The sequence below is a fragment of the Campylobacter sp. CFSAN093241 genome (assembly GCF_012889595.1).
Taxonomy (GTDB): Bacteria; Campylobacterota; Campylobacteria; order Campylobacterales; family Campylobacteraceae; genus Campylobacter_D; species Campylobacter_D jejuni.
In genome coordinates, this window is record NZ_CP040612.1 from 781382 (window position 1) to 801617 (window position 20236).

The window sequence follows — 20236 nt, forward strand, 5'->3', positions numbered from 1 at the left end:
CTTAGTTTTTGGGTGTATTTTACAATGCTAGAATTTATTTTTACTCTTATTTTAGATTTTACTTTTTATTCTATCAAGACCCTAGAAAAAGTCTTTCTAGGGCGAACAGCCTTAGTAATTCTTTTTGTTGTTTTTATAGCTCTTTTTTGCGTTAAAGGCTTGTTTTTGTATATACTTTTAGCTTTAGAATTATTTTTGCTTTTGTATCTTTTTCTTGGAATTTTGTTTTTAAGATTTTATAAATCTTAGGTTACAAAGCTTTCCACAAGCCTTTGCACTAGCAAATTCCATCCATCCACTAATACAAAAATTAAGAGTTTAAAAGGTAAAGAGATCATAGTAGGAGGTAGCATCATCATACCCATAGCCATTAAAACTGAGCTTACAACCATATCTATGACTAAAAAGGGTAGGTAGATTAAAAACCCTATTTCAAAAGCGGTTTTAAGCTCTGAAATCATAAAAGCAGGAACTAAAACCGTAAGGGGAACATCATCTATGGTTTTGGGATTGGGTAGATTGCGTATGCGATAAAAAAGGGCTAAATCTTTTTCGCGAGTATTTTTAAGCATAAAATCTTTAAAAGGCTTTGCTCCTTTTATAAAAGCCTCTTCATAGCCTATTTTTTCTGCTAAATAAGGTTTTATACCTTCATTATAGGATTTTGTAGCTACAGGTTCCATGATAAAAAAAGTTAAAATTAAAGCCAAGGTTACTAAAATGGTATTAGGTGGCATACTTTGCGTCCCCATAGCTTGTCGCAAAAATGAAAATACTACAATAAGACGCAAGAAAGAAGTCATAACAAAAACTATACTTGGAGCGAGCGCAAGTATGGTTAAAACAATCACTATATTTAAAGTAGTAACAAGCTGATTAGGTGTATTGGGTGCACTTAAGCTTAAATTTACTGTAGGGATAGTTGCTTCAGCAGCAAATAAGCTCATGCTTAAAAGTAAAAATAATAATATTTTTTTCAAAATTTAAAAACCTTTTTTTGTTTTTTACTAAAGAAATTTAAATTTTATCTTTTGATGACTAAAAACTAGTTTAAGGGTATTAGGATTTTAACTTTAAACTGCTAAAATAGTCTTTTAGACTTCTTAATAACAAAGGTAAAAAATGAAAACTTCTATTTTGATTTTAGCGGCAGGATTAGGCACTAGAATAAAATCACAAAAGCCAAAGGTTTTGCAAGAGCTTTGTCAAAAAAGTATGATTTTACACATTTTAAAAAAGGCTTTTGCTTTAAGTGATGATGTAAGTGTAGTTTTATCGCATCAAAAAGAACGCGTTGAAAAAGAAATTTTAGAATATTTTCCAAAAACACAAATTTTAGAGCAAGATTTGCAAAATTATCCAGGAACTGCGGGAGCTTTAAGTGGGTTTGAGCCTAAAAATGAAAGAGTGTTGATTCTTTGTGGTGATATGCCTTTGGTTGAGCAAACAAGTTTGGAAGCTTTGTTGGGTAATAATGCAAAATTAAATCTAGCAGTTTTTAAAGCAAGAGATCCTAAAAGTTATGGTAGGGTGGTGATAAAAAACGATAGCGTTGAAAAAATTGTTGAATTTAAAGATGCAAATACGCAAGAAAAAGAGATAAATACTTGCAATGCTGGGGTTTATGTGATTGACTCGAGGCTTTTAAAAGAGCTTTTACCTTTGATTGATAACAATAATGCGGCAAAAGAGTATTATTTAACCGATATTGTAAAACTAGCAAAAGAAAAAGATGTGATGATTAAAGCAGTTTTTGTAGATGAAGATGAATTTATGGGGATTAATGATAAATTTGAACTCAGTATAGCTGAAAATTTCATGCAAAAAAAAATTAAAAAATACTGGATGCAACAGGGTGTGATTTTTCATTTACCGCAAAGCACTTTTATAGGTGCAGATGTTGAATTTGTAGGTGAATGTGAAGTATATGAAAATGTAAGGATAGAGGGCAAAAGTAAGATTATAAACTCTATCATTAAAAGTTCAAGCGTGATAGAAAATTCCATCGTAGAAAATAGCGATGTAGGACCTTTGGCACATTTGCGTCCAAATTGTGAGTTAAAAAACACTCATATAGGAAATTTTGTAGAATGCAAAAATGCAAAGTTAAATACCGTAAAAGCAGGGCATTTGAGCTATTTAGGAGATTGTGAGATAGATAGTGGAACCAATATAGGCTGTGGGACTATCACTTGTAATTATGATGGGGTAAAAAAACATAAAACCATCATAGGAAAAAATGTTTTTGTAGGTTCGGATACGCAATTTATCGCACCTGTAAAAATCGAAGATGAAGTGATCATAGCAGCAGGAAGCACAGTAAGTGTCAATGTAGAAAAGGGTGCTTTGTTTATCAATAGAGCAGGGCATAAAATGATAAAAGATTATTATTATAAGAAATTTCAAAAATGAAAACCATACTTTTAGCCATTAGCGGTAGTATAGCTTTTTATAAATCTTATGAGCTTATTTCTTTGTTTAAAAAAGAAGGCTTTAGGGTAAAAGTTTTGCTTTCTAATGGTTTGTTAAAATTTGCTAGCAAAATGAGTTTTGAAGCCTTGGTTGATGAAGTTTTATGTGAGGAAAATGAAAGTTGGCAAAATTCAAACAATCACATAGCTTTTAGCAAGGATGTAGACCTTGTTTTGTTTGCCCCTGCAAGTGTTAATTCTATCAATAAACTTGCTTTTGGTATAGCGGATAATCTTTTTATCCAAACCTTAATCGCAGCAAATAAATCTCTTATCATAGCTCCTGCGGCAAATACAAATATGTTTCATCATTTTAGCACGCAAAATTCTTTAAAGATGCTTAAAGAAAATAAAGCTTTGATTATAGAGCCTATTTGTAAAGTTTTAGCTTGTAAAGATGAAGGTATCGGAGCTTTGGCTGAAGTAAAAGATATCTTTAATATAAGCAAAAGAGAGCTTTTAAAAGAAAAGTTTTGGTGCGATAAAAGTGTAGTTATCACAGGTGGCGGCACAAAAGAAAAGATCGATGATGTGCGTTGTGTGAGTAATTTTTCAAGTGGAAAAATGGCAAAGGCCATAGCTGATGCTTTTTATTTTTTAGGAGCTAGGGTAAAACTTTTAAGCTCTGTGGAATTTGATACGCCTTATGAGCTTTGCAAATTTGAAAGTTCTAAGGAACTAAAGGAGCTTTTGGATAAAAATTTAAATCATGACTTTTTGATTATGACGGCTGCGGTGAGTGATTTTATCCCTCAAAGTGTAAAAGGGAAAATTAAAAAAAATGAGCATTTACAGGGTTTAAATTTGCATCTATCTTTAAATGAAGATTTGCTTAAAACTTGTAAATTTCAAGGCAAAAAGATAGGTTTTAAGATGGAATTTGATTCTCAAAATGCCTTAGAAAATGCGAAAAAATCTCTAAAAGATAAACAACTTGATATGGTTTGCCTTAATATCATTGATCAAAAAAATTATTTTGGAAGCGATCAAAATGAGCTTTATTTTATCACTTTAAACAATGAAAATAAAAGCACTTTGCAAAGCAAAGAAAAATTGGCATTTGAATTAGTAAAATGGTGTGAAAAATTATGAGTATGATTAATTCTACCTTGCCTATACAAATGAAAGTTTTGGCTAAATCAGGCTATGGACATTATACGCTTTTGTTAAATCACAAAAAGATTCAAACCAAAAGCATGATAGAGCTTGAAATTGGTGCTGAATATTTAGCTGAACTTTATATGCAAAATGGTGGAGTTATACAATTTAAACATCTTTCAAAGCGTCCTAATTTTAAACCTTTTGAAGAGGGATTGGCTTTGATAATCGCTATTTTAGAGGATAAAATTTCTTATAAAAAATTCATCATACAAAATCTTTTAGATTGTAAAGATATAGAGCGTTATCAGATATTAAAAGAAATGCTTTTTGCAAGTTTTGAAAATATTTATCATATTCCTTTTAACTTTGAAAATAAATCTTGCTTGTTTCAAATGCGTAAAAGAGCAAAATATTTAGAAATTTACTTATATTTTAGCGTTTTTGGAGCTTTAAAAATTTTAATAGACTCGCAAGGCATTAGTGTTTTTACACCTTTTGCCAAGGTGCAAAAATTTTTAAACGAACATTTAGATTTTAATGTATCTCAAGAAAACAAGATTGAACCTTTGTTTGTTTTCAAAAGGCTTTTTGATTTTAAAGGATGAAAAATGAATGAATTAAAACACCTTGCTGTTGTTATGGATGGCAATAGGCGGTGGGCTAGAGCTAAGGGTTTTTTGGCAAAGCTTGGATATTCCCAAGGAGTCAAAACTATGCAAAAATTGATGGAAGTTTGCATGGAAGAAAATATTTCAAATTTAAGCCTTTTTGCTTTTAGTACGGAAAATTGGAAGCGTCCTAAAGATGAAATTGATTTTATCTTTGAACTTTTAGATCGTTGTTTAGATGAAGCTTTAGAAAAATTTGAAAAAAATAATGTGCGTTTAAGAGCTATAGGTGATTTATCGCGCTTGGAAGATAAAGTAAGAGAAAAAATTACCTTAGTTGAAGAAAAAACAAAGCATTGTGACGCACTTTGTGTTAATTTGGCTATAAGTTATGGTGCAAGAGATGAGATTATAAGAGCTGCTAAGCGTGTGATTGAAAAAAAACTTGAGCTAAATGAAGAAAATTTAACGCAAAATTTAGATTTACCTTTAGATGTGGATTTGATGCTTCGCGTTGGAAACGCTAAAAGACTTTCAAATTTCTTACTTTGGCAGTGTTCATATGCTGAAATTTATTTTAGTGAAACTTTATTTCCATCTCTTACCAAGAGAGAATTTAAAAGGATTATTAAAGAATTTAGAAATAGAGAAAGAACTTTTGGAAAATGATATTTTTCATAATAATTCTAGGGGCTTGTTTGGGTTCTTTTTGCACAAGTTTGGCAAGTAGGATAATTGAAAAAAAACCCTTTTTTATCTCGCGCTCTTTTTGTTTTTCTTGTGATACAAAATTAAAATACTATGAAATTATTCCTATTTTTTCTTATATTTTTTTAAAGGCAAAATGTCAAACTTGTAAATGTCATTTGTCTATTTCTTTGTTAATCAATGAAATTTTAGGCGCAATTTTGCTTATTTTGGTTTATTCTTTAAGTCAAAATTTTTATGATTTTTTATTTTTATCTCTATTTTTATTTAATCTTTTCTTACTTTCTTTAATTGATATTAAACTCAAAGCCGTACCACAAATTTTACTTTGGAGTGCTTTTTTATTTGCTTTTTTTTACGCCTTTAGGGAAAGTGAAATTTTACATTTTTTGATTTTTAAAGAGTTTAGTGGAGGTTTTTTACTAAATGCTTTTAGTTTTGGAGGATTTGTTTTTTTATTAAAAAGTTTGGTTTTTTTTCTAATGAATTTCCAAAAAAAAGATGAAATTTTAGAAAATTTGGGTGATGCTGATATTATTATTATGTCTTGTATAGGTGGAATTTTAGGTTTTGAGTATGGATTTTTAGTATTATTTATAGCTTCTATTTTGACTTTGCCTTTTTTTATTTTTTTTAGAATTAAAGCAATAAAAGAGCAAGAACTTGCTATGATACCCTTTTTAAATATCGCTTTTGTGGCAGTTTTATTTTATAAAAACTTAGGATTATTCTAATGAAGCTTAGTTTAAGATATGTTTTAAATCAATTTTTAAGTACGAATTTGTCTATATTTTTCGTACTTTTTGCTATTGTATCTATGGTGTTTTTTATTCAACTTGCAAAACTTACTTCAAGTATAGAGATTAGTTTTTTGGATCTTTTAAAGCTTTATGGGTTTATGTTGCCTAGAATTTTAATTTTTACCTTGCCTATATCTTTTTTTATTTCTTTAACTTTGGCTTTGTTTAGGCTTTCTAAGGAAAATGAAAGCATAGTGCTTTTTACTTTGGGATTTTCACCAATGATTTTGGCAAAATTTTTCCTTAAAATTGCAAGCTTGATTAGTGCTTTTATGCTTGTTGTAGCTTTGGTAATGATACCTATAGTATTTGAACTTCAGGATAACTTTGTAAACTATAAAAGCACTCAAGTGAAATTTAACTACAAAACAGGAGAATTTGGACAAAAATTTTTAGACTGGATGATTTTTATAGAAAAACAAGATAGTGATAAGTATGAAAACATAATTATGTATCGCCCTAAACATAAAGCAGATGATAAAGAACAACTTATCATAGCCAAAGAAGCGCATGTGCAAAGAAAAGATGATAGCTTTGCTTTTAGCTTAAATCAAGGCAAAATGTATAATTTTGAGCAAGGTCAAAGTATTTTTAGTGGAGAATTTGACACTTTAGTAGTAAATACTCAGTTTAATACAGACAATCTTCAAACAAAGAAATTTTATGAATACTGGAATGATTTAAACGAAAATCCACAAAGAGCAAGAGAATTTGTGATTTATACAACTATAGCCTTGTTTCCACTTGCTAGTACGCTTTTTGCGCTTTGTTTTGGTTTGGTTACTTATCGTTATGAAAAAGGCTATGTGTATTTAGGTATGTTTGGAGTGATTGCTATATATTTTGGACTTTTAAGTTCTTTTTCTCAACCTCCAATTTTGGCTTGTCTTGGAATTTTTTCTTTAAGTTTATTTGTTTCGGCTTATTGTTTTAAGAAAATGATTTTGAGTCGATATTGATGAAAATAAAAATTATATTTTCTTATGATGGCTCTGCTTTTTTAGGTTCTGCTACTCAGCCTCATAAAAAAGGTGTTCAAGATGCTTTAAGTGGGGCCTTATCGCATTTGGGTATTTTTTCACCTCTTTTGATGGCTTCTCGTACAGATAAAGGAGTACATGCAAGCTATGCTGTAGCTAGTGTGGAGTGTGGAGATTATTTTACAAATTTAGAATATCTTCAAAAACAACTTAATAAATTTTCCCATCCTTTTATCCATATCAAAAAAATTGAAAAAGTAAAAGATGATTTTGAAGTAAGATTTGATGTAAAAAGTAGAGAATACCGCTATATATTTTCTCACGCTTCTTATAGTCCTTTTATGGCTTCTTATGTACATTTTTATCCTAAATTTGACCTAGGTAAAGCTAATGAACTTTTGGGTTTTTTTGTAGGAAAAAAGGATTTAAAGTTTTTTTGCAAAAGTGGAGGGGATAATAAAACGACTTTAAGAGAAATTTTTATTGCTAGAGCTTATGCTTATAAAGATTTTAGCATTTTTCATTTTAAAGCTAATGGTTTTTTAAGAGGGCAAATTAGATTAAGCGTAGCAAGCGTTTTAAAAGTTTTAGAAGGAAAAATGAGTGAAAAAGAACTCAAAGAACAGATTGAAGCTAAAAAGCAATACAATCACTTTTTAGCACCGCCAAATGGGCTTTATTTAAGCCGTATATGTTATTAAAAACTTTCATAGAAATTAAAAGCCTTTTGGGTTAAAATTTTTCTTATTTCTTCTTGATGTTCTTTACCTTTGGTTTCTAGGGTAATTGAAATCATCGCATCGCCATAATCAAGCTTGGTAGAAAATCTATCATAGTCGATTTTTACTATATTTGCATTGGCTATTTTTAAGCTGTCTGTAAGGTGTAATAATGCCCCAGGTTTATCTACTAAAGTAACATGAATTTGCATTTTTCTGTAAGATTTAAATAAACCTTTTTCTATGATGATATTTAGCATTTGTGCATCGATATTGCCTCCGCTTAAAACTACGCCAATTTTTTTATGATTTTGTGTATTTATTTTTTGATGAAGCAGGGCGGCTACACTCGCAGCTCCCGCACCTTCGACTATGATTTTATGTTTTTCGAGTAAAAACAATACCGCATTAGCTATTTCTTCATCATCAACTTGGATAAAATCATCTACACATTCTAAGATAATGTTAAAATTTATAGGATTTGCATCACGCACAGCAATACCATCGGCTATAGTGCGTACGCTTTTTGCATTTTTGATTTTTTTAGCATGAAAACTTTCATACATTGCAGGAGCTCCTTTGGCTCCAACTCCGATGATTTTAATGTTAGGATTGATTTGTTTAGCTGTACTTGAGATACCGCTTATAAGTCCTCCGCCTCCAACAGGTGCAATAATCATATCAAGATCGCTTATTTCATCAAGCATTTCAAGCATTAAAGTTCCTTGTCCTGCCATTACAAATTCATCTTCAAAAGGATGGATAAAGCTAAGATTATTTTCTTTAGCATAAGAGGTTGCAAAAGCATAGGCTTCATCAAAATTATCTCCTCTGAGTATCACCTCTGCTCCTAAGGCTTTTGTAGCAGAAACTTTTAAGAGTGGAGTGGATTCTGGCATTACGATAACTGCTTTAATGCTAAATTTTTTTGCACTAATGGCCACGCCTTGAGCATGGTTTCCCGCACTTGCTGCAATGACTCCATGTTGTTTTTGTTCAGTGCTAAGATTGGCTATTTTATTGTAAGCTCCACGAATTTTATAAGCACCTGTAATTTGTAAATTTTCATTTTTAAGATAAATCTCACTTTGACAAATATCACTTAAAAAAGAAGAGTATATGAAAGGAGTTTTGTTTACAAATCCTGAAATTTGTTGTTTTGCTTTGTAAATTTTATTAAGCTCTAACACTATTTTTCCTTTGTTTTAAAATACGGATATTCTAGCATAATGCAACGATTTTGTATAAAATTTATATCTAATTTTTTACATTCTTCTTTGGCTGTTTCATTACTAATATCAAGTTGAAGCCATAGGTTTTTAATATTTTTTTCAACAAGCTTAGGAAGAATTTCTAGCGCCACTTCACCTTTTCTAAAAAGTATAAGTGTATCGATTTTTTCTTCTATTTGATCTAAATTTCTATAAACTTTTTCATTTAAAATAAACTCTTCTTTAGGATAAATAGGAAAAATTTTATAATTTTTTCTTTGTAAAAATTCTGCTACCCTATAAGAAGCTTTTGTCTTATCTGGACTTAAAGCAAATATGACAATATTTTTACTTGTATTTATAATATAAGAGATAGTTTCTTTTTCGTTCATTGTTAACCTTTGTTTTGGTATTTTATCTTAAATGATTAAAAAATTAACTAAAGTGAATTCAAAAAATGAAAAAAGTGTTATAATATAGCAAATTCCGAAGTTTAATAAGGAGGGAAAAATGGAAGAATTTTATCCATATACTTTAACAATCCATCTTCTTTGTGCTATTTTGTTTATAGGTTATTTGTTTGTTGATGTATTTGTTTTGGGTGTAGTTAAAAAGAAAAATCCTAATTTTGACAAAAGTCTTTTTAGTGCTACTGGAGTTAAAATAATGCCTTTTGTTGTTCTTTTGCTTTTTTTAAGTGGAGGTGCTTTGGCAGGTTTTCATTTTAAACCTTTAAATTTACTTTTTGCTGTAAAAATTATTTTGGCTTTTGGAATTTTATCTTTAGTTGTTTTTTCTTTATTTTGTCATTTTATATTAAAGAAGAAAAATCCACTCGGTGTTTTTATCCACCCTTTTGTATTTGTGCTTTGTATCGCGATAGTAATACTGGCTAAATTAATGAATTATTTTTTTATACCTTGCTAAGAAATACTCCACATTCAAGATGTGGAGTATTGACAAATTGATCAAACAGAGCAAACTCTTCCACTCTATGTGTTAGGCTTAATTCTTTTAAATTTTCTTTTAAAGTGATAGGATTGCAAGAAATATAAATAATATTTTCATATTTTTTTATTAAGTCAATTACGCTTTTATCAAGTCCTGCACGGGGTGGATCAACTAAAACATGAGAGAAATTAAAATCATCTAATCGAATATCTTTTAAACGAAAAAATTCTCTTTCTTTTTTGATAGCAAGACTTAATTCTTCGCTTGAAAGTCTTGCAAAGTGGATATTTGTTGTATTGTTAAGCTCGCAATTTTTTAAAGCAAAATTAATATTGCTTTTTGAAATTTCAGTGGCTAAAATTTTAAAAAAGAATGGCGCTAAAGCTAAAGTAAAATTTCCATATCCACAGTAAAGCTCAAGCAAATCCATTCTTTTTTGAGTGTTTAAAATTTCACACACCCAAGTAATCATTTTTTCATTTATAGCAGTATTAGGCTGAATAAAACAATCGTTGTTAAATTCATAAAATATTTTTCTATCTTGAATATTTAAAGTTTGTCTTAGATTTTCTGTTTTAAAAATAAGTTTTTTGCCTTTACTTCTTGCTATGAGGTTGATATGAAGAATATTGCTTAAATTTTCTAAATTTGACTTTATATCTTCTATATTTTTATGATAGAGTAAGGTTATGCTAAGTTCTTGCTTTGTGGTTAAAAATTCTACACCAAAAAGTTTTTCTTTTAATTTATTATCTTGACGCAAGTATTCTAGAAGTCTTGGCATAAAAGCACAAATTTTTTCATCAGCAAAATCTAAATATTCTATAATGTACTTTTTTTTGCTTTTTGGATCAAACATTGCATAAAAAAGCGTATCATTTTCATGATAAAATGAAAGTTCAGCTCTTGTACGATAATGTTTATCTTTTGAAGCAAAAAGTTTAAAATCCTTTGTATAAAATTCTTTAAAATATTTTTTTATGAAAGAATGTTTTTCATCTAAAGTGAGAAAATTTCCAAAATTTTCAAGACTCATGGAACTTTCTTTCCGATGAGTCTTAGTAAAAGTGCAATAAGTATGAAATTTAAAGGCAAGACAAACCAAACGCTAAGTCCTAAAGATACAGGAATATATCCAGCGATTAAAGAAATGCCACAGATAAATAAAGCATAAGGAATTTGTGTTCTTACATGCTCCATATGATCGCATTTTGCACTCATAGATGAAAGGATTACATTATCTGAAATTGGTGAGCAATGGTTTCCAAAAATCGCACCTGTTAAAACGCAGCTTATATTAATAACCATATAATGATGCATAGCGTTTGCATCCATACCATTGATTTTGGCGATTTCATGAGCTAAAGGCACAGCCAAAGGCATTAAAATCCCCATAGTTCCATAGCTTGTTCCTATGGCAAAAGAAATGGCTGAGGCAAAAGCAAAAATAGTAGCAGGCAAAATAAACTCAGGCAATTTGTCTGCAAGCAAACTAGTGATAAATAAAGAAGTTCCTAGATCTTTTACTATGCTTGAAAGTGACCAAGCAAATAAAAGCAATACTATGGTAAAAATCATGGTTTTCCAGCCATATATCCAAGTTTCTACCGCTTCTTTAAGATTGAAAATTCTACGACGCACCCCAATAAAAATCGCTACAATAGCAGCAAACAAAGCAGCTTGGAATAACACCACAGAAGAATCAGCATTTCCAAAAGCAGCTCTAAAAGTTTCAAAAGACAAAGGATTGGCACTTGCTTTTGCAAGTTCTTCGCCTTCTAAAGTGCTAAGTCCATTAAAATAAAATCCTAATATAGCTAAAATGATTAAAGTAAAAATAGGAACAATAGCATCAAAAGCACGAATTTTAATACCTTCTTTTGGCGCTAAAAACTGATCTTCTAATTCGGCAGTATCTAGTGTGCCTGATTTAGGTAGAGGAGCAATTTGTCCTGTGGTTCTTGCACGCACTTCAGCCTTGTACATAGAACCAAACTCACGCCCCATGATTGCAGTCATGACTACAAAAAAAAGCATGAAGATATTATAAAAACGATAAGGTATGGTTTCGACAAAAATTCCAAAAGCACTAATATCGCTAATGCCTATGTGTTCATAAGCGGTTTTAATTAAAGAAACTTCTAAGCCTATCCAAGTAGAAATTACAGCTATTCCTGCCACAGGAGCTGCGGTAGAGTCGATAATAAAGGCAAATTTTTCACGAGAAATTTTAAATTTATCCGCCAAAGGACGCATAATTGGACCTACGATCAGTAAATTAGCATAGTCATCAAAAAATATTAAAAGCCCTAAAAACCAAGTGTTAACTTGAGCTGATACAGCTGATTTGGCTCTTTTGGCAAATTTTAACGCTACGGCTTTCGCACCACCCATTTTTGTGATAAGCGCCACAAGACCACCTATACAAAGAATTTGTAAAATGATTCCTGCATTTACTGGATCTGAAGTTGAACCTAAGATATAGGAAATAATTTTTGAAAAAGATTCTACTGTAGTATTGTAATAATTTACAAAAGTTAAATGTTGTGCTTTAAAAATATTTGTAGAAAGGCTAAGTAGAAAAGTTCCACTTAAAACTCCAGTAAAGAGCGATAAAATAACATCTTTTGTGATAAAGGCTAAAGCAATAGCAACTAAAGGTGGTATAAGCGTAAAAGCTCCAAATAAATTAGCATTTGCAGCTGCTTCTGAGGAGTTTGCAAATGCAACTAAAGGTAAAAACAATGAAACTAAAAATTTATTCATTCATCTCTTTCTATATAAAATCCATTCCAAGTTTGTGTTACCGGCATAAGCTCGATTTCATTAACATTAATATGGCTTGGTAGGTTAATGATAGACATTACCACTTTGGCAATATCATTAGCACTGATAAATTGCGTATTTTCATACACTGCATCAGCTTTTTGGATATCTCCTTTAAAACGCACTTCACTAAATTCAGTTTTGCAAAGTCCTGGAGCAATGTTTGTTACTTTGATATTGCTTCCTCTAAGATCATTTCTTAAGGCCAATGAAAATTGTCCTACAAAGGCTTTGGTTCCACAATACACATTGCCTCCAAAATAAGGATTGCGTCCCGCAACCGAACCTAAGTTAAAAATATAAGCATTTTTTTGTTTGCGAAGTATAGGAATAATAGCTTTTGCAACATATAAAAATCCTTTGATGTTTGTATCTACCATAGTGTTAATATCTTCAAGGTTTAATTTATCAAATTCATCTACCCCTAAAGCTAAACCTGCATTATTAAAAAGCACATCAATTTCTTGAAATTCTTTGGGTAAATTTTCAATAGCCTCAAAGATTTCTTTTTGATTTCTTACATCTATGCAAAGCGTGTAAATCTTATCTTTGTAAGCATTTTTTAACTCTTCTAGACGCTCTTTGCGTCTAGCAAGGGCGATTGCTTTGTAGCCTTCTTGTATAAAAGCTTCAACGCAAGCTCTACCAAAACCTGAACTAGCTCCTGTAATAAATGCGGTTTTCATTCTAAACTACCTCCGTAAAATAGATTTTCGTTTGCTTTTAAACCCAAGCTTTTTAGATAATCAGCATTTTCTTTTTTACCTGCTGATAGCGCAAAGTCGAGTGCATTAAAACCAAGATCATCAACAGCATTAAAATTTGCTCCTTTTGAAATAAGAAGTTTTAAAATTTCAACATTTCCATAGGCTGCAGCATGCATTAAAACATTTTTTGAAGTGTGCTCTAGAGCACAAAATGTAATAAAATAAGGCGTATTTGAACCTATGTTCGCGCTTAATGCTAATTTTTCATTGTTATTAATATATTTTTGATTAACATTTGCTCCATTATCAAGAAGTAGTTTTATGATATCAAGACGATTAAACTCTATGGCATAAAAAAGTGGGGTTTTACCAAAGGCATTGGCTTGATTAACATTTGCTCCATTTTGGATTAAAAAGTTTGTATTTTCATAACTTTCCAATGCGTAAAAAATAGCACTTTCATAACCTTCGTCAATCCTAGCACCAAAACGAATCAAAAGTTCTAAAATTTCTTTTTCTCTTTGATTTAGAAGCGCTGCTTGCAAGGCTATAGTAAGATCATCTTGGCTTGGATTATTTGAAAAAATAAAATCTTGTATATAAGATACCGAATAATTTTTATTTGACATGATTTTTGCTAAAGGACTAATGTCTTTGTAAATTTTTGTTTCACCAACAGCCCAATTTAAAAATTCGTTTAAGGCATTGCTAGTATAGTAAATATTACTACCTTTATCAAAATTAAAATTACTTTCAAAATACTTTTCTAAAGGTTCTATAGCGTTATTGTATTCTTTCCAAAAAGCTTTGTAAAGTCTAAAATTTCCTATACTTTGATATGCCCAATATCTAAAATAAGATTTTAAAATATCATATTTTTTTTCTAAATTTTCGGGTGTATCTAAAGTTTTTTGATAAGCGATGGGATCGATAGCTATTTTTAATAATAAAAAATCAAATTGTTGTAATTTTGGCAAATAAGTCACACCATTACAAGAGCTATTGCTTCCGCGAATTTCATTGGAAATTGCATAGAGTTTTTTTGTAAAATCTTGATTTTTTAAAGATTCTTTACAGCTTGAAGCTATATTTAAATAATCTAAATTTGAACTTTCATTTAGCAATGTTTTATTATTTTTAATGTTGTCGCAGTTAATGGCATCACTAGCCATTAAACTTGCAAAACAACAAAAGGAAGCGAATAATAACTTCAATATTTTTCCTTTGAAAATTTTAATTTTGTTATTTAATCCAAATAAGTATTAAATTTGAATTAATTTTCAAGTTTGAAATTTTCAATCTCATTAAAATTTAAATATCTATAGATATTTGCCTTATGCTCATCACTTAGTTTTTCGCTAACAATTTGTAAGTATTCTTCCTTGCTTGGAATTTTACCCAAAATCGCACAAACTGCCGCAAGTTCTGCACTGCCTAAATATACTTTAGCACCCATTCCCATACGGTTGTCAAAATTTCTTGTAGAAGTTGAGAAAACTACAGCTCCATCATTTACTCTAGCTTGATTACCCATACACAAAGAACAACCAGGAACTTCTATTCTAGCACCTGCTGCGCCAAAGATGCTGTAATAACCTTCATTGATAAGTTGTGCTTTATCCATTTTTGTTGGAGGCACTACCCAAAGTCTGGTTTTAAGTATGCCTTTATCTTTTAAAATTTCTCCCAAAGCTCTATAATGTCCTATGTTTGTCATACAAGAACCTACAAAAACTTCATCTATATTTTTTGGACGCTTATCATCGGCTAAAATTTCGCTTAAGGTTGCCACATCATCAGGGTCATTTGGACAAGCTAGGATTGGCTCTTTAATGTCATTAAGATTAATATCTATAATATAAGCGTATTTTGCATCTTTATCTGCTCTTAAAAGAGTAGGGTTTTTAAGCCATTCTCTCATTTTTTCAGCCCTTCTAGCAAGGGTAGCTTTATTCTCATATCCTACTTCTATCATAGCTTCAATTAAAGAAATATTGGATTTGATATATTCGCTTACACTTTCTATGCTTAAATCTACACTACAAGCAGCTGCAGATCTTTCAGCACTTGCATCACTAAGTTCAAAAGCTTGTTCGACTTTTAAGTTTGGCAAGCCTTCTATTTCTAAAATTTTTCCTGCAAAAATATTTTTCTTATTTTTCTTTTCAACGGTAAGTTGTCCTTGTTTGATTGCATAATAAGGTATAGCATTAACCAAATCTCTTAAGGTAACTCCAGCTTGTAATTCCCCGCTAAAACGCACTAAAACACTTTCAGGTACATTTAAAGGCATAGAACCAGTAACCGCAGCAAAAGCCACAAGTCCACTTCCTGCAGGGAAAGAAATTCCTATAGGAAAGCGTGTGTGAGAATCCCCACCCGTTCCTACGGTATCTGGCAATACAAAACGATTAAGCCAAGAGTGAATAACCCCATCACCTGGTTTTAAACTCACCCCACCACGACTTGTCATGAAATTGGGCAAGGTTTTATGTAAATTTGAATCGCTTACTTTTGGATAAGCAGCTGTATGGCAAAAGCTTTGCATCACAAAGTCTGCATTAAAACCTAGGCTTGCAAGTTCTTTAATTTCATCTCTAGTCATAGGACCTGTAGTATCTTGAGAGCCTACGGTTAAAGTCATAGGTTCTATATACATACCTGGACGCACACCTTCAACTCCACAGGCACGACCTAGCATTTTTTGAGCTAAGGTATAACCACCGCTTGAAGATTTAGGTTGTTCAGGTTTGGTAAAGATATTTTCACTTTCCATGCCTAAAAATTCTCTAGCCTTAGCACAAAGCCCACGACCTATGATAAGTGGGATTCTTCCTCCTGCTCTAACTTCATCTAAGAGAGTGTTTGGACTGAGTGTAAATTCTGCAATTGTAGAGCCATTTTTTATGATTTTTCCCTCATAAGGATGAATTTCAAACTCATCGCCCATTTCTAAGTTTGTTACATCACAGATGATAGGTAAAGCCCCGCTATCTTGAGCAGTGTTAAAGAAAATCGGTGCTATGGTTGAACCCATTACTATACCACCGCTGTGCTTGTTTGGTATCCCTTCTATTTCTTTTCCTAAGTGCCATTGTATGGAATTTATTGCCGATTTTCTACTTGAACCTGTTCCTACAACATCACCTACATAAACCACTTCACGACCGCTTTTTTTAAGCTCTTTGATTTTTTCTAAGGATCCTGTTTGTCTTACCTTTAGCATGGCATTTGCATGTAAAGGAATATCGCTTCTTGTAAAAGCATCTCCTGCAGGGCTTAGATCATCGGTATTTGTTTCCCCTGTTACTTTAAAAACTATACATTTAATCACTTGAGGTAATTTTTCTTTTTTGTTAAACCAGTCCGCATTTGCCCAGCTTTGTAAAACTTCTTTAGCGTGTGGATTGTTTTTGCTAAGTTCAGCTATGGTATGAAAATTATCATGAACAAAAATAATATTTTTCAACACTTCTGCAGAATCTTTGGCTATGTTTTCATCTTTTAAGGCATCGATTAAAACTTTAACATTATATCCGCCCAGCATAGTTCCAAGCATTCTTAAGGCTCTTTTTTTGTCTATATTTGGAGCACTGATTTTGCCTTTAAGTATGGAATCTAAAAATTCACATTTTACTAAAGCTGCATCATCAACACCAGGATTTACTCTATTTTCTAAAAGATTTGCAAGCTCTTCATTATTTTCATTTTCAAGTAATTTACAAAGTTCTCTAGTTTGATTTGCATTTAAAGGAAGGGGTGGTATACCCAAAGCGGCTCTTTCTTCAACAAGTTTATTGTATTCTTGCATAAAAGACATTTTCTACTCCTTAAATATTTTTTATTATAATTGTAGCTCTTTGAAGGATAAAAAATGTTTAAAGTTTATTATAAAATGCCTTTATGTTACCTATCTTTACATAGTGATGGAAAATTTTTAACTAGAGTCGATTTTTGTGATAATAAAAGATCAGAAAAAAATTGTAGTTTGCTTGACTTAGCAAAATATGAACTTGATTTATATTTTACTCATAAGCTTAGAAAATTTAGCATTCCTGTTTTGATACAAGGTACGGATTTTGAATCAAAGGTTTATAAGGCTTTAATGGAAATTCCTTATGGCAAAATAGCTACCTATAAAGATATAGCAGAAAAAATTAATCATCCAAAAGCTTTTAGAGCTGTTGGAAATGCAAATTCTAAAAATCAAATTCCTATTTTTATACCTTGTCATAGAGTTATTGCAAGCAATGGCATAGGAGGATATAATGGAGGGCTTGAAATAAAAAGATTTTTGCTTGAAAATGAAGGAGTGAATTTAAAATAAGCTTGGGGTTTGATTTTCTTTGTTTTCAAATTCTTGTTCAAAAATATCATAATTTTCAAGAATTAAACAATATTTAAAATTTTTTAATTTTCTTAAATCTGAAAGCTGATTATAGGAAAAATCGCAAAATAAAGAATTTTTAGAAGCAATTTTAAAGTCTTTTATGTTTTTAAATTTTTCTTTCCAGAATTCAAAGGTATTTTGGTTGTTGCTTACAATAAACGCTTGAGAGCTTGAACCAAAAGGAGTGATTTCAAATTTATCATCAATAAAATAAATTTTAAAATCATCAATCTTATTAAAGTCAAATATTATTTTTTGATTTTTTTCTTTTAAAAAAGAAATAATTTTTGCAAAACTATTTGCGTAAAAAAAAGGCAAATTAAGATTTTTAAAATATAAATTTTCACAAATCAAAGTTGTAAAAAAGAAGCTAGATCGCGATAATAAGGTAAAATTAGCATCTTTTAGACTATGAGAATAGGCACAAAGTTTATTTAAGTAATTTTCTTCACAGTAGCAAAAAATTTCACCCTTTTTTGCTTTGATTAGTTTTTCAAAATCAGCAAAAATATTTCCTTTTAAAATGTTAAAATAAAAAGCCTTGCAAAGACTTAGTTCGTAAGATTTAAAAAGCAAAAATTCACATTCTTTATCTTCACAAAAAAAGCGTAAAAATCTTACAAGAGCTTGTTCTAGATTTTCTACTCTAAAGTAAAAAATATCTTTATCTTCAATAGTAATGTCATTTTCTGTAATTATAGCATAAGCACCTTTTTTTACAGCTTGGGTAATTTCTTTTTTATCGTTATTAAAGAAGGCAAAGCCTGCTTTAAGTTCGTTTAAATTTATGGCAAAACCTTCCACGCTTAAAACGCTACCTTCATGAATGAGTGTTGCGTTTAACAGTTCGCCTAAATTGCTAATTTGCATATTTTAACCCACTAAAGAGCCGTTTTGCACAAGTTGTTCAGGGGTGATTAAAACAAGTTTATCTCCGCTTTTTGCAGAAAGTATCATACCATCGCTTTCATGTCCAAAAATTTTAGCTTTTTTAAGATTGCTTATAACGCAAACTTGTTTACCGATTAAATCACTGGCCTTATAGTATTTTGCTATGCCTGAGAGTACTTGACGGATTTCTTTATCGTCAAGTTCGAGTTGAAATTTTAAAAGTTTTTCACTCCCTTCTATATTTTGACAATCAAGTACCTTAGCAACTTTGATTTCAATTTTTGCAAAATCATCGATTTTTATTTTAGGACTTTCTTCTTTTTTAGGTTCTTCTTTAATTTCTTGTTTTAAAAGAGCTTTTTCTACTTTTGGAAATAAAGCTTCGCAAGGATTTGCTTTAAAATCTAAAAGTTCATTATCAAGTATCATTTTTGTGTAATTTGCAGACGAAATTTCAAAATTTAAAGCTAAGGCCACCTTTTGAGAGGACTTTGGTAGAGTAGGGCTTAATAAAAGGCTTGTTTTGGCTAAAATATTTGCACAAAGTGCAATTAAAGCATTAGCTTGTTCGTGTTTGTTTTCTTTGATTAAATTCCAAGGTTCGTATTTACTAATGGCTAAATTTGCCACACTTAAGGCTTTAAAAAGTTCTTCTAAATAACGATTACACTGTAAGTTTTCTAAAAATTCTACCGCTAAATTTAAGTGTTCTTTTGCTTGATTTAGTTCGGCATTGTAAAATTTTAAAACACCTTCTTTTGAAATATTTCCTTGAGAATATTTTGTACTCATACCTATAATGCGATTAAGTAAATTTCCAAATTCATTGCTAAGCTCTGCATTGATACGATTTATCAGCATATTTTCGCTAAAATCCCCATCGTTACCAAAAGGCACTTCTCTAAGCAAGAAATATCTAAAAGCTTCACTTCCATAGGCATCAACTACTTCTTTAGGTTTTACAACATTGCCTTTAGATTTGCTCATTTTTTCACCTTCTTTAGTCCACCAGCCATGTGCACCTATAAATTTTGGCAAAGGCAAATCCACGCTCATTAAAAAAGCTGGCCAATAAATGGCATGAAAACGCAAGATATCTTTTCCTACTAAATGCACATGCGCAGGCCAAAATTTAGCATTTTCTCCCTTGTTTTGAAAGTCAAGTGAGCTTACATAGATAAAAAGTGCATCAAGCCATACATAAATAATATGTTTATCATCATTAATTTCTTGAGGCAGTTTAATCCCCCAATCAAAACTTGTTCTTGTAATGGAAAGATCTTTAAGGCCGTTTTGGACAAAATTTATAAGTTCGTTTTTTTTGTTTTTTGGCAAGATAGGATCTTTTTCTTCATACCATTGTAAAATTTTATCTTGATATTTTGAAAGTTTGAAAAAATAGCTTTCTTCTTTTAAAATTCTAGTTTGTTTGCCACAATCTGGGCAAGAACAATCGTTAATAAGCTGACTTTGAGTAAAAAAGCTTTCACAAGAAATACAATAGTGTCCTTCGTATTCATCTTTATAAATATCACCTTTTTGCCACATTTTTAAAAACATAGCTTTAACAAATTCAATATGCCTTGTATCAGTTGTTCTTGCGTAAATATCATAGGTGATTTCAAATTCATCCCATAATTTTTTAAATTCAAAACTGATTTTATCAGCGTATTCTTGAGGAGTGGAATTTCTTAGTTTGGCAGCTTCTTCGATTTTTTGTCCATGCTCATCTGTTCCTGTTAGAAATCTTGTTTCATGTCCTTGCAAACGATAAAATCTTGCTAAAGTATCGGCTATGATGGTAGTATAAGCATGACCTAAATGAGGTATATCATTTACATAATAAATTGGTGTTGTAATATAACGCATTTTT

General features: G+C 30.7%; 20 protein-coding genes. 10 read left to right on the forward strand and 10 right to left on the reverse strand.

Translation table 11 applies throughout. From position 1 onward, the window contains the following. Positions 1-24 precede the first annotated feature (24 nt). Positions 25-249, forward strand: a complete 225-nt coding sequence (locus tag FBE96_RS04015; protein ID WP_002780361.1) for a hypothetical protein — start codon at positions 25-27, stop codon at positions 247-249. On the opposite strand, the gene fliP is transcribed toward FBE96_RS04015, so the two are convergent. Next, positions 246-980: a flagellar type III secretion system pore protein FliP gene (fliP, locus tag FBE96_RS04020; RefSeq protein ID WP_002852529.1), complete on the reverse strand. Its 735-nt coding sequence runs from the start codon at positions 978-980 to the stop codon at positions 246-248. The genes FBE96_RS04015 and fliP overlap by 4 nt on opposite strands. A gap of 142 nt (positions 981-1122) precedes the next feature. On the opposite strand from fliP, the gene glmU reads away from it, so the two are divergent. From glmU to truA, 7 genes are read left to right on the forward strand one after another with little or no spacing between them, the layout of a single operon-like run. Next, positions 1123-2412, forward strand: coding sequence for a bifunctional UDP-N-acetylglucosamine diphosphorylase/glucosamine-1-phosphate N-acetyltransferase GlmU (gene glmU / locus FBE96_RS04025; RefSeq protein ID WP_002856902.1), 1290 nt, complete (start codon positions 1123-1125; stop codon positions 2410-2412). Then, entirely contained in the window at positions 2409-3563 is a 1155-nt protein-coding gene (coaBC, locus tag FBE96_RS04030; protein ID WP_002906038.1) for a bifunctional phosphopantothenoylcysteine decarboxylase/phosphopantothenate--cysteine ligase CoaBC, read from the forward strand. The genes glmU and coaBC overlap by 4 nt, the downstream gene beginning before the upstream one ends. Further along, positions 3560-4177: a hypothetical protein gene (locus FBE96_RS04035; RefSeq protein ID WP_002852539.1), complete on the forward strand. Its 618-nt coding sequence runs from the start codon at positions 3560-3562 to the stop codon at positions 4175-4177. The genes coaBC and FBE96_RS04035 overlap by 4 nt, the downstream gene beginning before the upstream one ends. 3 nt (positions 4178-4180) lie before the next feature. Then, positions 4181-4849 (forward strand): polyprenyl diphosphate synthase, encoded by a 669-nt coding sequence (gene uppS / locus FBE96_RS04040; RefSeq protein WP_002852565.1) that lies wholly within the window; start codon positions 4181-4183, stop codon positions 4847-4849. After that, complete coding sequence (locus FBE96_RS04045) at positions 4846-5622, forward strand: A24 family peptidase (protein WP_002879608.1); 777 nt, start codon at positions 4846-4848, stop codon at positions 5620-5622. Before uppS ends, FBE96_RS04045 begins: the two co-directional genes overlap by 4 nt. Next, complete coding sequence (locus FBE96_RS04050) at positions 5622-6647, forward strand: LptF/LptG family permease (RefSeq protein WP_002856798.1); 1026 nt, start codon at positions 5622-5624, stop codon at positions 6645-6647. Before FBE96_RS04045 ends, FBE96_RS04050 begins: the two co-directional genes overlap by 1 nt. Beyond that, positions 6644-7369: a tRNA pseudouridine(38-40) synthase TruA gene (truA, locus tag FBE96_RS04055; protein ID WP_002852636.1), complete on the forward strand. Its 726-nt coding sequence runs from the start codon at positions 6644-6646 to the stop codon at positions 7367-7369. The genes FBE96_RS04050 and truA overlap by 4 nt, the downstream gene beginning before the upstream one ends. Here truA and ilvA read toward each other — a convergent pair. Further along, positions 7366-8577, reverse strand: a complete 1212-nt coding sequence (gene ilvA / locus FBE96_RS04060; RefSeq protein WP_002906032.1) for a threonine ammonia-lyase — start codon at positions 8575-8577, stop codon at positions 7366-7368. The genes truA and ilvA overlap by 4 nt on opposite strands. Beyond that, a complete protein-coding gene (locus FBE96_RS04065; RefSeq protein ID WP_002865607.1) occupies positions 8577-8990 on the reverse strand; it encodes a CoA-binding protein in 414 nt (137 codons plus the stop codon). Before FBE96_RS04065 ends, ilvA begins: the two co-directional genes overlap by 1 nt. A 118-nt stretch (positions 8991-9108) precedes the next feature. On the opposite strand from FBE96_RS04065, the gene FBE96_RS04070 reads away from it, so the two are divergent. Then, positions 9109-9525, forward strand: coding sequence for a membrane protein (locus FBE96_RS04070; RefSeq protein ID WP_002852650.1), 417 nt, complete (start codon positions 9109-9111; stop codon positions 9523-9525). On the opposite strand, the gene trmA is transcribed toward FBE96_RS04070, so the two are convergent. Genes trmA through FBE96_RS04095 form a run of 5 tightly spaced genes read right to left on the reverse strand, consistent with a single transcriptional unit; the run spans position 9512 to position 16902 of the window. Further along, the gene (gene trmA, locus FBE96_RS04075; protein ID WP_002875202.1) at positions 9512-10585 is read right to left on the reverse strand and encodes a tRNA (uridine(54)-C5)-methyltransferase TrmA; all 1074 of its coding nucleotides are present in this window, start codon (positions 10583-10585) and stop codon (positions 9512-9514) included. The genes FBE96_RS04070 and trmA overlap by 14 nt on opposite strands. Continuing rightward, entirely contained in the window at positions 10582-12315 is a 1734-nt protein-coding gene (locus FBE96_RS04080; protein WP_002906028.1) for a Na+/H+ antiporter NhaC family protein, read from the reverse strand. The genes trmA and FBE96_RS04080 overlap by 4 nt, the downstream gene beginning before the upstream one ends. Beyond that, positions 12312-13061, reverse strand: coding sequence for an SDR family NAD(P)-dependent oxidoreductase (locus FBE96_RS04085; RefSeq protein ID WP_002852646.1), 750 nt, complete (start codon positions 13059-13061; stop codon positions 12312-12314). The genes FBE96_RS04080 and FBE96_RS04085 overlap by 4 nt, the downstream gene beginning before the upstream one ends. After that, positions 13058-14296 (reverse strand): ankyrin repeat domain-containing protein, encoded by a 1239-nt coding sequence (locus tag FBE96_RS04090; protein ID WP_052793867.1) that lies wholly within the window; start codon positions 14294-14296, stop codon positions 13058-13060. The genes FBE96_RS04085 and FBE96_RS04090 overlap by 4 nt, the downstream gene beginning before the upstream one ends. A gap of 59 nt (positions 14297-14355) precedes the next feature. After that, the gene (locus FBE96_RS04095) at positions 14356-16902 is read right to left on the reverse strand and encodes a bifunctional aconitate hydratase 2/2-methylisocitrate dehydratase (RefSeq protein ID WP_052805929.1); all 2547 of its coding nucleotides are present in this window, start codon (positions 16900-16902) and stop codon (positions 14356-14358) included. Between the two features lie 54 nt (positions 16903-16956). Between FBE96_RS04095 and FBE96_RS04100 the strand changes: the two genes are divergently transcribed. After that, positions 16957-17409, forward strand: a complete 453-nt coding sequence (locus FBE96_RS04100; RefSeq protein ID WP_002852552.1) for a methylated-DNA--[protein]-cysteine S-methyltransferase — start codon at positions 16957-16959, stop codon at positions 17407-17409. Here FBE96_RS04100 and FBE96_RS04105 read toward each other — a convergent pair. Together FBE96_RS04105 and metG are read right to left on the reverse strand one after the other, a co-directional pair. Then, positions 17401-18342: a hypothetical protein gene (locus FBE96_RS04105; protein ID WP_002867484.1), complete on the reverse strand. Its 942-nt coding sequence runs from the start codon at positions 18340-18342 to the stop codon at positions 17401-17403. The two genes, FBE96_RS04100 and FBE96_RS04105, sit on opposite strands and share 9 nt — an antisense overlap. 3 nt (positions 18343-18345) lie before the next feature. Next, on the reverse strand, positions 18346-20232 hold the full coding sequence (gene metG, locus FBE96_RS04110) for a methionine--tRNA ligase (RefSeq protein WP_002899551.1): 1887 nt from the start codon (positions 20230-20232) through the stop codon (positions 18346-18348). Positions 20233-20236: the final 4 nt, after the last annotated feature.